Genomic DNA, 12,446 nt, shown 5'->3' with positions numbered 1-12,446 from the left:
CCCCAGCCCTCTCCCCGTCAAACGGAGAGAGGGAGTTTTCGTGCCAATTACCGCATTGCGCGAAGATGGGCATCGGAGAGTCCCCTCTCCCCGCACATGCGGGGAAAGGGCTGGGGTGAGGGGCCTGGCACGGAGACTCAGCGTCGCCAGACTTGACTGATAGCTATCATGGTTTACGACCATGCCGTGAGCATTGGGGATTTACAAGAGTATGGCGGCCGACAACGCAACCGAAGGTAATGCGCGTATCGAGGTGCTGATATCGGACATGAACGGCCGGCTGCGGGGCAAGCAGATCCCGATCGCGGCCGAAAAGAAGGTCTGGTCCGGCGCCGTGCGGCTGCCGACCTCGACGCAGTCGCTCGATATCTGGGGCGACGACAATGACGACATGACAGGCCTGTCGCTGACGATCGGCGATCCAGACGGTACCTGTGTCGCTGATCGGCGCACACTCGCGGATATGCCCTGGGCACCGCCTGGGTCGAAGCAGGTGCTGGCTACCATGCATGAGCTCGACGGCAGCCCGAGCTTTCAGGATCCCCGCGCCATTCTTGCGGCCGTGGTCGACCGCTACAAGGCGCTCGGCCTGACCCCCGTCATCGCAACCGAGCTGGAATTCTATCTGCTTGCCGGCGATTGGCGCGAAAGAGGCATCCCCTCGCCGCCGCCGGCATTGACCTATCGCGACGAGCCGAACGGCTACCAGCTCTACGACATGGACGCGGTCGACCTGCTCGACGGCTATCTTGAAACGCTGCGCAGCTATGCCAGGGCGCAGGCGCTGCCGGCGGACGCGACGACGGCGGAATTCGGCCCCGGCCAGTTCGAGGTCAACCTGCTGCATCGCCCGGATGCCCTTGCCGCCGCCGACGACTGCATCATGCTGAAGCGCGTGGCCGAGCAGGCGGCGCGCAAGCACGGCCTGAAATCGACCTGCATGGCGAAGCCCTATACCGATCATGCCGGCTCCGGACTGCATGTACATGCCAGCATCATCGATGATCAGGGCCGCAATATCCTCGATGCGGAAGGCGGCGAGCCGAAGAAGCTGAAATCGATCTGCGCCGGGTTACTGCAAACGCTAGAGGATGCGCAGCTGATCTTTGCGCCCTACGCCAACTCGTACCGCCGCTTTCAGCCGGGCTCCTTCGCCCCCGTCGACCTGACCTGGGGCTATGGCCATCGCGGCACCGCAGTGCGCATTCCCGAAAAGGATGGGCCTGGCGCGCGCGTCGAGCATCGTGTCGCCGGCGCCGACGCCAATCCCTATCTGATGCTGGCGGCAATCCTTGGCGGCATGCTGCTCGGTTTAGAGAACCAACTGGACCCCGGCGAGGAGACGACACCGACCTACGTGCCGGCCAATGCCCCGCGGCTGACGCATGACTTCCTGACCGCCGTCGAATGCTTCCGCAGCTCTGTCTTCATCGCCGATATCTTCGGCGAGCGATATCAAAAGCTCTACGGCGATACGAAGCACAAGGAAGCCATCCGCTCTCTGCGCACCGTTTCCGATTTCGACTATCGAACCTATCTGCCGCGTCTCTAACCGCTTCAGACGGCCAGGCTGTTGACGGCACCCTCGCGCTCGATGCTGGCGGCGGTGCCTTCGCGGACCATCACCTTGAGTTCGCCGGGATGAACCTTGAGCGTTACATCGCGCTCCAGCGGCAGCAACTCGCCATCCATGACGCAGTTTGCGAGCTGGCGCAGCTTCGGGAAATGCAGATGCACTTCCGGCGCATGCATGACCATGACATCGGTGTTCTCACGAAACCGGCCGCGCAGCATATCGACGACAAGACGCGCCACGCCGAGCGGCCGCAATGGCTTTGCCATGTAGAAGCCGAGCTCACCGCCCTGCAGATTGTCAGCATAGAGCAGTGCATTGGCGCCAAAGGGATTGTTGGAGACGGAAATCGCCGACACGTGCCGGCGTTCGCGAACGCCGCCGGCTTCGAAGTCGACATCGAATTCCGGCGGATTGGCGATGACCCCGAAGGCGGCACGGGTGCTGGCCGACATCTTTCCGATGCGCGAGCGATAGGTATAGCCGTTGCGATAACGCACCATGCGCGCATGCAGGCCCGCTGAGAACTGATGCACGAAGGCCCGGCCGTTGGCGCTGCCGATATCGACCTTGTCGACCTCACCTGTCGCGAGCACGTTCAGCGTCTGCCAGATATCGAGCGGCAACCTCAGCGAACGGGCAAACAGGTTCATGGTGCCGGCGGGAATCACGCCGAGGGCGACGCCGGTCTTCCAGGCGATGGCGGCGGCGGCCGAAATCGTGCCGTCGCCGCCTCCGGCGACGATACCGTCTATGTCGTCCCGGCGCGCCGCGCGCTCCATCGCCGACACGACGTCTCGTCCCGCCACGACCACGGCTTCGAAATCATGACCGGCATCGCGGAAGACTTGCTCCGCCTTCGCCTCATAGGCAGCCATATCCGTCGTCCGGAAGGTACCGCCATCGCGGTTGAAAAAGCCGATCAACTTCATTGGGGCTCTTGGTCTTTCCGCAAATTGTATTTCGGGAAGGGGCGAATGCCCCCGTGCGCCTCCCCCACAGATGGTTCCGAATGAAGCGATTTCAAGCATTACAACCGCTCTGCCCGATCGGAACCAGCGTTCACTTATGCAGCATGCGACATGCTGCACTGCAAAAAATGCACGCGACAGAAATATCGACGCCATCGATACTATCGCTTGAGGTATGTCCATGCCCCTCCAGTCCTTTATTTCCCCATGATGCATCGAATGCCGGGTTCCGGGCTCGCTGCATGATTCGCGGCGCCTTGCCCGGGTTTGTCGCCAAGGAGCTTTCGTGAGCGATATTGCCGCCGACGTCCTCGATACCCAAACCGTCCTGGAAGCGCCTTCGCGCACGGCCATCGCGCTCGTGACAATGGCCCTCGCGGTCGGCAGCTTCGGCATCGGTACCGGTGAATTCGTCATCATGGGACTTCTGCCTAATGTTGCCGACACCTTTGGCGTCACCACGCCGGAAGCAGGTCATGTCATCAGCGCCTATGCGCTCGGCGTCGTCGTCGGTGCGCCTATTATCGCCGTGCTCGCCGCCAAGATGGCGCGGCGCACGCTGCTCCTGCTGATGATGGCGATCTTCGCCGCCGGCAATATTTCCAGCGCATTCGCACCGACCTTCGCAAGCTTCACGGCGCTGCGTTTCATCACCGGCCTTCCGCATGGCGCATATTTCGGCGTTGCCGCGCTGGTTGCCGCATCGATGGTGCCGGTTCACCGTCGCGTCCGCGCCGTCGGCCAGGTCATGCTTGGCCTGACGATCGCCACGCTGATCGGCACGCCGATCGCCACCTTCCTCGGCCAGCTTCTGAACTGGCGGGCGGCCTTCATGATGGTCGGTGGCATCGGCCTCGCGACCATGCTGCTCATCGCCCTCTTCCTCCCCAAGGATAGGGTCGAGGAAGGCGCCAGCATCACCCGCGAACTCGGCGCGCTCAAGCGCATCCAGGTATGGCTGACGCTTGGCATCGCCGCCGTCGGCTTCGGCGGCATGTTCTCGATCTTCAGCTATGTTGCCACCACCACGACACAGGTTGCGGGCCTTGGGGCAAGCATGGTGCCGGTCGTGCTTGCGCTGTTCGGCATCGGCATGAATGTCGGCAATGTCGTGGGCTCCCGTCTCGGCGACATCTCGCTCAAGGGCACGATCGGCGGCATGATGATTTTCAATATCATCATCATGACGCTGTTTTCGTTGACGGCCGCCAATCCGGTGATGCTCTGCGTCTGCGTGTTTCTGATCGGCTGCGGCTTTGCCGCCTGTCCGGCCGTACAGACCCGCCTGATGGATGTGGCGGCGGATGCGCAGACGCTGGCTGCCGCCTCAAACCATTCCGCCTTCAATATCGCCAACGCGCTCGGCGCCTGGCTCGGCGGCATGGTGATCACCTGGGGCTTCACCGCGGCTGCGACCGGCTATGTCGGCGCGGTTCTCTCGGTCGCCGGTCTTGCGGTCTTTGCCGTTTCAGTTGGCCTGGAGCGCCGTACCGGCCACGCATGAGGCCGCGGGTGCGGCCAGTTCCTGCCGGCCATTGTGGCAGAAGACATTCTCCTCGCCCCATACAGCCATCGCCTTGATGATCGGCCGCAGGCTTGTGCCGAGCGGCGTCAGAGCATATTCGACGCGCGGCGGCACGACCGGAAAGACGGTGCGTGAGACCAGCCCGGATTCTTCCAATTCGCGCAGTTGCTTCGTCAGCATGCGCTGCGTCACCGACGGAAGCTTGCGGCGGATTTCATTGAAGCGCAGCGTTCCTTCCATCAGGTGAAACAGGATCACGCCCTTCCATTTGCCGTCGAGCAGGCTCAACGTCGCCTCGACCGGGCATCCCGGAAAATTCCTGACGAGCTTGGAGCGGGGAAGCGACATCGACAGTATCCTTTTTGTACCTACGTACAGAATTTGTGCATTCTTGCGCCCTTTGATGATAATGCGCATCTAGCCTGTGTGCAACAAAACCAGGAGCTTCTCCCATGCGTGCAGTCGCCTACAAGCAACCTCAGCCCATTTCCGCCGAGACATCGCTCATCGATATCGACCTGCCGACACCCGAGGCCAAGGGCCACGACCTGCTCGTCGAAGTGAAGGCGGTCTCCGTCAATCCGGTCGACGTCAAGGTCCGTGCCAGCGCCGCGCCGCCCGAAGGCGAATACAAGATCCTTGGCTGGGACGCGGCTGGCATCGTCAGGGCCGTCGGTCCCGAGGTCACGATGTTCAAGCCGGGCGATGAAGTCTTCTATGCCGGCGCCATCAACCGCGGCGGCTCGAATGTCGAGTTCCATCTGGTCGACGAGCGCATCGTCGGGGCCAAGCCGAAGAGCCTCGATTTTGCGGCCGCGGCTGCGCTGCCACTAACCTCGATCACCGCCTATGAAGCGCTGTTCGACCGGCTGAAGGTGCAGGATCCCGTTCCCGGTGTCGCGAATGCGATCCTCATCATTGGCGGTGCCGGTGGCGTCGGATCGATTGCGATCCAGATCGCACGCGCCTTGACCGACCTCACCGTCATCGCCACGGCGTCGCGGCCGGAAACGCAGGCCTGGGTCAAGGAGTTGGGCGCGCATCACGTCATCGACCATTCGAAGCCGCTTGCGCCTCAGATCGAGGCGCTCGGCATCGGCGCGCCCGCCTTCATCTTCTCGACGACCAATACCGCTGACCACATCGCATCCATCGTCGATGCCATCGCCCCGCAAGGCCGGTTCGCGCTGATCGACGATCCGAAGACGCTCGACGTCATGCCTTTCAAGCGCAAGTCGGCCTCGATCCATTGGGAACTGATGTTCACCCGCCCGCTGTTCAACACGGCCGACATGATCGAGCAGCACAGGCTGCTGACGAAGGTCGCCGAACTGGTTGATGCCGGCAAGGTCCGTACGACGCTGACGGAGACTGCAGGCACGATCAACGCGGCGAATCTGAAGAAGGCGCATGCCCTGGTCGAAACCGGAAGAATGAAGGGCAAGGTCGTTCTGGCGGGCTTCTGAGAGACTGAAATTTTCAGCGAATATGGCCGGGCGCGAGGCGTCCGGCCAAGCTATTTAACGCATTCGCAACGGAATTTGTTGCAACGCACAAACTTTCAGCCGCCTAAAGAAATTTTTCTTGCGACATAGTGCCTTTAACTGCTTCCACCTCTTGACTTTTTATGCCTTCGGCGCGACTTCTCCCCCACGTGGGGAATAATGTTTTTCCATGCCGATTAACCGGAGCCATCTTTAGATGCCTAGCGACAGTAGTAGTCGATTGCCTTTGCCGTCAGTAGCATTCGTGCACTAACCGACTCCTGTCGGCTCGCCACGATCCGCTACGACGGCGGATCGACTGGAAAGGCGAGCTTTAATGAATATCAACAGCTTCCCCATGCGGGCTGGCAACGCCGCTCGTGCATTCATCAATAACAACCGCGCCGTAACCATCGCGGAACGCGTCGAGTCCTTGAACGTGCTCGATGTGGGCGAGGCTGCGCGCATTCTCGCCAAAATGCCGGAAGAGCGCGCCGTGCGCATTCTCGACCGGCCGGAATTGCGCAACGCATCCAAAATTCTCGAAGTCATGGGCAATGCGGACGCCTCCCGGCTGCTGCACGGCATGTCCAACGACCGTGTCGCCGACGTGCTGCTCGAGATGGATATCGACACCCGTGCCCGGCTCTTCGCCACGTTCGACGAGCATGCCCGACAAGCGATCCAGGGCCTGATGGGCTACCCGCCGCGCACCGCCGGCGGCATCATGACGACAGAGTTCGTGAGCGTATTGGCAAGCTGGACCGTTGCGCAGACGCTCGACCACGTTCGCCAGGTTGAGCGCTCCCGCGAAACCGTCTATGCCATCTATGTGCTCGACGACGAGACACATGTGCTGCTGCATGTCGTGACGCTGCGCCGCCTCATCACCGGCGAGCCCGACGCCTGTATCCTCACCGTCGCACAGAAGGGCACGCCGGTAACGGCGCCGCCACTGATGAAGCAGGAGGACGTCGCCCGTCTGATCCGGCGCCACGATCTGCTGGCGCTTCCGGTTGTCGACGACAAGGGCCACATGCTCGGCATCGTCACCGTCGACGACGTCATCGACACGATGATTGCCGATACGACCGAAGACGCCCAGAAGTTCGGCGGCATGGAAGCACTTGGTCAGCCCTACATGAAGATCAGCTTTGGCGGCATGATCCGCAAGCGCGCCGGCTGGCTTGCCGCCCTCTTCCTCGGCGAAATGCTGACGGCAAGCGCCATGCAGCATTTCGAAGGCGAACTGGAAAAAGCCGTCGTGCTGACGCTGTTCATCCCGCTGATCATGAGCTCCGGTGGCAATTCCGGCTCGCAGGCAACCTCGCTGATCATCCGGGCGCTGGCGCTCGGCGAGCTAAAGCTTGCGGACTGGTGGCGCGTGGCTCTGCGTGAACTGCCGACCGGCATCGTGCTCGGCGCAATTCTCGGTCTCGTCGGCTTCGCCCGCATCGTGCTCTGGCAGACCATCGGTCTCTTCGACTACGGTCCGCACTGGCAGCTCGTCGCCTTTACTGTCTTTGCAGCCTTGATCGGCATCGTGACGTTCGGTTCGCTTGCCGGCTCGATGCTGCCGTTCGTTTTGCAGAAGCTGCGGCTCGACCCGGCCAGCGCATCGGCGCCCTTCGTTGCGACGCTGGTCGACGTCACCGGGCTGGTGATCTACTTCTCGGTCGCGCTGATGATCCTCAGCGGAACGATGCTCTGAGGATAATCAGACTCTCATCCAAAAAGGGGCCTGCAACGGCCCCTTTTCATTTTCACTTCGCCTGTTTCATTCAGGCTGTGGCAGTTTCAGGGCACCATTGGTCTTGATCGTGCGGATCGCAAAGTTCGAGCGCAGATCGACCACGCCGGGAAGCACCAAAAGCTTTTCCGACATCACCTTCTCATAGGCGGCAAGGTCCGCCACCACGACCTCCGCGAGGAAATCGGCCGTTCCCGAAATCAAATGGCAGGCCACGACCTCCGGAATGGCGAGCAATGCTGCCTGCTGCGCCTCGGAATTTTCCTTCGAGTGATGACCGACCTTGAGTTCGACGAAAACCGTGAGGCCGAGGCCGGCCTCCTTGCGATCGATATCGGCGCGGTAACCGCGCAGTAGGCCGGATTTTTCCAGGTTGCGGATGCGCCTCAAACAGGGCGACGGCGAAAGATTGACGCGCTCGGCGATCTCGACATTGGTGGCGCGCGCATCCTCCTGAAGACAGTTGAGGATGGCAATATCGAATTTATCCAGTTTTGGCATATCTGAGAAACTTAAGCATCCATATTGGCAGATTATTGCCTGTATCATGTTTTTGGAGCCATAACTAGCAAGGACATGCCTCAGCCTTCGGCGCTATCTTCTTCCCATCGAAAGACAAACCGGATCGTTGGAAAGGATATGTCGATGACCGCCTTGACCCTCCCCACCCGCAAAATCAGCCCCACAGCGATCGGCTATGCGGGCGCTATCGTCACCGTGTTGATCTGGGCGAACTGGATTCTGGCGACACGCCACACGGCCGAGACGCAGATGAGTACGATCGACCTCGGCCTGATCCGCTACGGCGTGCCGGCCCTGGTATTGGCCCCCGTCTGGTGGCGGACCGGCCTGCTGCCGAAAGGCGTGCCACTGAAGCTGCTGGCGCTGATGGTCTGCGGTTCCGGCGCCGTGTTCTTTCAGTTGACCACCTTCGCCATTCAATTCACCCCGGCCTCTGCAGCCGGCATCCTGCTCGGCGGTTCCATGCCGCTGGCCGCCGCCCTAATCGGCGTGACGCTGTTTCGTGAACGGCTCGATGTGACCCGCTGGCTCGGCCTTGCCGGCATCGTCGCCGGCGTCGTCATCCTGCTGGCACGCAGTCTTTACGGCGTGCAGATCTCCTGGGAAGGCTTCACGCTGCTGCCGCTCGCAGCCTTGCTCTGGGCAAGCTATACCCATGCCTTCCGCCGCTCGGGCTTGAGCGTACTGCAATCGAGCGCCATCATCGCCGTCTGGTCCTTCCTCATCCATGTCGGACTGGCCTTCGTCTTCGGCAGCTCGCTCGCGTCGGTGCCGTTGCCGGAAATCGGCCTGCAGATCGTCAGCCAGGGGCTGCTGTCCGGCCTTGCCGCCACCCTGGCCTACGGTCTTGCCGTCCAGGCCCTCGGCGGCACGCAGGCCGCAGCCTTCACCGCCATCACGCCTGTTCTCGCCACCATCGGCGGCGGGTTCCTGCTCGGTGAGGAGATCGGCATGGCTGGCATTGCAGCCGCGGTCGTCACCGGTATAGGTGTTGCTCTCTCCACCGGTCTGCTCGCCCGGAAGAGCGCCTAGCATTAATTCCTGTCTTCAACATCATGACGCTTCGGATTGGCGATCTGGCCCACCCTGGGATACGGATCAGAACCGAAGCGCCATCGCCACGCGTCTGGCCGGATCGGCGCCGTGCGCGACCTCATTCTCCAGGATCCGCGTCAACTCAGCCGGCCTCTCTTCATTGCCCAATATTCGAAATCCCAGCGAGGCATAGAAAGGCGCGTTGAAGGCGGCATGCCGGTCCGTCGTCAAAGTGACGCCTGCAGCACGCTGCGTTTTCGCCGCCGCTATGACAGCTTCCATCAGACGCCTTCCGGCGCCCTTCTTCTGCCAGTGCCTGACGACATCGATTTCGGCAATGTGAACGGAACCGTCCTTGAGGATGCCGGCAAGGAAGCCGAACGGCTGGTCGCCGTCATCGACGGCGACGAGCAGCAGCTGCTCCGCCTGTGACTGCCTGAGCACTTCGATTGACAGCGATGTCGGCTCGCAGGCCACGGCACCGGCCTCATGCAACGCCCAGAACGCATCGATCTCGATATCAGCAAGCAAATGCTGCTCTTCCGGCCGAGCCAGACGGATCGCCCAGGCGCCTTGCCCGACCTCTGTCATTGCATCTCACATATTCGGATAGACAGGCCCTTCGCCACCCTGTGGAGGTACCCAGTTGATGTTCTGGTTGGGATCCTTGATGTCGCAGGTCTTGCAGTGGACGCAGTTCTGGGCGTTGATGACATAGGTCTCCTTGCCATCCTTCTCCACCCATTCATAGACGCCTGCCGGACAGTAGCGGGTCGAGGGGCCGGCAAAAATGTCGTGCTCCGACGATATCTGCAACGCCATGTCCTTGACCTTGAGATGCACCGGCTGGTCTTCCTCGTGGTTGGTGTTCGACAGGAACACCGAGGACAGCCGATCGAAGGTCAGGACGCCATCCGGCTTCGGATAGTTAATCTTCTCGTGCTTGGACGCGGGCTCGAGAGATTGAGCATCCGTCTTGCCGTGCTTCAGCGTGCCGAAGAATGAGAAGCCGAAAAGCTGGTTCGTCCACATGTCCAGACCGCCAAGGCCGACGCCGACCAGCGTGCCGAATTTCGACCACAGCGGCTTGACATTGCGCACCCGCTTCAGGTCCTTGCCGATATCCGTCTGGCGCCATTCGTTCTCGATCTCGATCACTTCGTCATTGGCGCGGCCCGCGGCGACCGCCGCGGCGATCTTGTCGGCTGCCAGCATGCCCGAGAGCACCGCATTGTGGCTGCCCTTGATGCGCGGCACATTGACGAAACCGGCCGAACAGCCGATCAGCGCGCCGCCGGGAAAGGTCAGCTTCGGCACCGACTGATAACCGCCTTCGGTGATGGCGCGTGCACCGTAAGAGATGCGCTTGCCGCCCTCGAAGGTGCCGCGGATCGCCGGATGCGTCTTGAAGCGCTGGAATTCCTCGAAGGGATAGAGATAGGGGTTCTTGTAGTTCAGGTGCACGACGAAGCCGACGGCGACCAGATTGTCTTCCAGATGATAAAGGAATGAGCCCCCACCGGTCTTGAAGCCGAGCGGCCAGCCGAAGGAGTGCTGCACCAGACCCCTTTTGTGGTTCTCCGGCTTGACCTGCCAGAGCTCCTTGATGCCGATGCCGAATTTCTGCGGCTCGCGATCTTTCGAGAGGTCGAATTTGGCAATGAGCTGCTTGGCGAGCGAGCCGCGCACGCCCTCGCCGATCAGCACATATTTGCCGAGCAGTTCCATGCCGCGCGTATAGTTCGGGCCGGGCTCGCCGTTCTTCTCGATCCCCATGTCGCCGGTGGCCACACCGATGACGGCGCCTTTGTCATTATAGAGCACTTCGGTTGCGGCAAAGCCGGGATAGATCTCGACGCCGAGGCCTTCCGCCTTCTCGGCCAGCCAGCGACAGACGTTGCCGAGCGAGACGATGTAGTTGCCGTGATTGTTCATGAGCGGCGGCATTATGAAGTTCGGCAGCCGGATGGAGCCCGCCGGGCCCAAGAACAGGAAGTGATCCGCTGTCACTTCGGTCTTGAATGGATGGCCCTCCTCCTCGCGCCAGCCAGGCAACAGGCGATCGATGCCGATGGGATCGACGACGGCACCCGACAGGATGTGCGCGCCGACCTCGGCGCCCTTCTCGAGCACGACGACGGTCAGGTCCGGATTGACCTGTTTCAGCCGGATCGCCGCAGAAAGCCCCGCAGGACCCGCCCCGACAATCACGACGTCGAATTCCATGCTCTCGCGTTCAGGCAGCTCGCTCGCGTCAGTCATATACTCTCTCCGATTGGCCGGGCGCCCGATGGCATCGAAGCGCGGCCTTGTCCCCTTTGGGCGTCTTCCCCATTTCGGTTATCTCTTGTCAAAATGGGAAGGGATTGTCGAGCCGGGAAGCGACAGGCAATCCTCCAATTCGCCCAAGTAGCAATCAAGTTAAATTACCTTTACGTTAACGTCAACTTTCGATCTCTTTTACCTAGCCGCTGTCACGCTGTGGCTTTCAAAATCGGCTGATGGCGCTCTATAAGTTCCCCTTGAGAACTTCGAGATAGCAGAAGGGTGATCAAGATGGATCTTCGTATCGACGGGAAACGCGCGCTGGTGCTCGCCTCTTCCAAGGGGCTGGGGCATGGCATCGCCGTTGCGCTGGCGCGCGAGGGAGTAAACGTCCTGCTTTGCGGCCGCAACGGCGAGAGGCTTGACAATAATTGCAAGGCCATCAACGCCGAGGGGAAAGGCCGGGCCGACTGGATCTGGGCCGATCTCAACGACGAGAATTTCATCGAGATCATCGGCAAGGCCGTTACTGAGAAACTCGGCGGCATCGATATTCTCGTCAACAATACCGGCGGCCCGACGCCGGGAACGACTGAGGATATGACCGCCGAGCGATTGGAGACCTATTTCATCTCCATGGTGGCGCGGATCATCACCCTGACCAATGCATTGTTGCCTGGCATGAAGGCGCAAGGATGGGGACGCATCCTCACCGTCGCCTCCTCCGGCGTCATCGAGCCGATCCCCAATCTGGCGCTCTCCAATACGCTGCGCCCGGCGCTCGCCGGCTGGAGCAAGACCTTGGCGAGCGAAGTGGCGGCACAAGGGATCACGGTGAACATGCTCCTTCCGGGCAGCATCGCCACTGATCGACTGGCCGAGCTCGACGCCGCAACGGCCAGGCGCGGCGGCAAGAGCCTCGAAGAGGTCAGCACCGAGCGTCAGCACCGCATTCCCGCCGGCCGCTATGGCCGCGTCGAGGAATTCGCGGCAACGGCCGCTTTTCTCTGCAGCGAACCCGCAAGCTACGTGACGGGGACGATGGTACGCTGCGATGGAGGCGCTGCGCGATCCCTCTAGGTTCCAAACCCAATCATGCATTTGATTTTGCTTGAACTGTATGATTCAATCTGGATATTTGAAGGAGATTGGCTCATGGCAGGAGAATTCTGGCTTGATGATCAGCAATGGGCAGCGATTGAACCGCTGCTTCCAACCAATCAGCTTGGAGCACATCGTACCGACGACCGCCGCGTGATCAGCGGTATCATTCATGTGTTGAAATCCGGCTGCCGCTGGCAGGACTGCCCGCCCTGCTACG

General features: G+C 61.3%; 12 protein-coding genes. 7 read left to right on the top strand and 5 right to left on the bottom strand.

Going from position 1 to position 12,446, the window contains the following annotated elements; genetic code table 11:
* Positions 1–211: 211 nt before the first annotated feature.
* Complete coding sequence (locus tag FHT28_RS03750; protein ID WP_168595619.1) at positions 212–1,552, top strand: glutamine synthetase family protein; 1,341 nt, start codon at positions 212–214, stop codon at positions 1,550–1,552.
* Positions 1,553–1,557: 5 nt separating this feature from the next.
* On the opposite strand, the gene FHT28_RS03745 is transcribed toward FHT28_RS03750, so the two are convergent.
* On the bottom strand, positions 1,558–2,505 hold the full coding sequence (locus tag FHT28_RS03745) for a diacylglycerol kinase family protein (protein ID WP_168595618.1): 948 nt from the start codon (positions 2,503–2,505) through the stop codon (positions 1,558–1,560).
* Between the two features lie 334 nt (positions 2,506–2,839).
* Here FHT28_RS03745 and FHT28_RS03740 point away from each other — a divergent pair, with 334 nt between their 5' ends.
* Positions 2,840–4,048 carry an MFS transporter gene (locus FHT28_RS03740; protein WP_348644969.1) on the top strand — a complete coding sequence of 403 codons (1,209 nt, stop codon included), beginning with the start codon at positions 2,840–2,842 and terminating at the stop codon, positions 4,046–4,048.
* On the opposite strand, the gene FHT28_RS03735 is transcribed toward FHT28_RS03740, so the two are convergent.
* Positions 4,013–4,417, bottom strand: a complete 405-nt coding sequence (locus FHT28_RS03735) for a helix-turn-helix domain-containing protein (RefSeq protein WP_113119275.1) — start codon at positions 4,415–4,417, stop codon at positions 4,013–4,015. The genes FHT28_RS03740 and FHT28_RS03735 overlap by 36 nt on opposite strands.
* 104 nt (positions 4,418–4,521) lie before the next feature.
* On the opposite strand from FHT28_RS03735, the gene FHT28_RS03730 reads away from it, so the two are divergent.
* Together FHT28_RS03730 and mgtE are read left to right on the top strand one after the other, a co-directional pair.
* On the top strand, positions 4,522–5,535 hold the full coding sequence (locus FHT28_RS03730) for a zinc-binding alcohol dehydrogenase family protein (RefSeq protein ID WP_168595616.1): 1,014 nt from the start codon (positions 4,522–4,524) through the stop codon (positions 5,533–5,535).
* Between the two features lie 355 nt (positions 5,536–5,890).
* On the top strand, positions 5,891–7,264 hold the full coding sequence (mgtE, locus tag FHT28_RS03725) for a magnesium transporter (protein WP_037193786.1): 1,374 nt from the start codon (positions 5,891–5,893) through the stop codon (positions 7,262–7,264).
* Positions 7,265–7,330: 66 nt separating this feature from the next.
* On the opposite strand, the gene FHT28_RS03720 is transcribed toward mgtE, so the two are convergent.
* Positions 7,331–7,804 (bottom strand): Lrp/AsnC family transcriptional regulator, encoded by a 474-nt coding sequence (locus FHT28_RS03720; protein ID WP_037193784.1) that lies wholly within the window; start codon positions 7,802–7,804, stop codon positions 7,331–7,333.
* Positions 7,805–7,948: 144 nt separating this feature from the next.
* Between FHT28_RS03720 and FHT28_RS03715 the strand changes: the two genes are divergently transcribed.
* Entirely contained in the window at positions 7,949–8,857 is a 909-nt protein-coding gene (locus tag FHT28_RS03715) for a DMT family transporter (protein WP_168595615.1), read from the top strand.
* A 66-nt stretch (positions 8,858–8,923) separates the two neighbouring features.
* On the opposite strand, the gene FHT28_RS03710 is transcribed toward FHT28_RS03715, so the two are convergent.
* Positions 8,924–9,451 carry a GNAT family N-acetyltransferase gene (locus FHT28_RS03710; protein ID WP_168595614.1) on the bottom strand — a complete coding sequence of 176 codons (528 nt, stop codon included), beginning with the start codon at positions 9,449–9,451 and terminating at the stop codon, positions 8,924–8,926.
* 6 nt (positions 9,452–9,457) lie between these two features.
* On the bottom strand, positions 9,458–11,122 hold the full coding sequence (locus tag FHT28_RS03705) for an electron transfer flavoprotein-ubiquinone oxidoreductase (RefSeq protein WP_113119219.1): 1,665 nt from the start codon (positions 11,120–11,122) through the stop codon (positions 9,458–9,460).
* Positions 11,123–11,416: 294 nt separating this feature from the next.
* On the opposite strand from FHT28_RS03705, the gene FHT28_RS03700 reads away from it, so the two are divergent.
* On the top strand, positions 11,417–12,205 hold the full coding sequence (locus FHT28_RS03700) for an SDR family oxidoreductase (RefSeq protein ID WP_047638902.1): 789 nt from the start codon (positions 11,417–11,419) through the stop codon (positions 12,203–12,205).
* Between the two features lie 75 nt (positions 12,206–12,280).
* A partial coding sequence (locus FHT28_RS03695) for a transposase (protein ID WP_168595613.1) occupies positions 12,281–12,446 on the top strand: 166 nt, incomplete at its 3' end.

Origin of the sequence: Rhizobium sp. SG570, assembly GCF_012275345.1 — a bacterium.
GTDB classification, from domain to species: domain Bacteria; phylum Pseudomonadota; class Alphaproteobacteria; order Rhizobiales; family Rhizobiaceae; genus Rhizobium; species Rhizobium lusitanum.
This window is presented reverse-complemented; position numbering and strand designations above follow the sequence as displayed.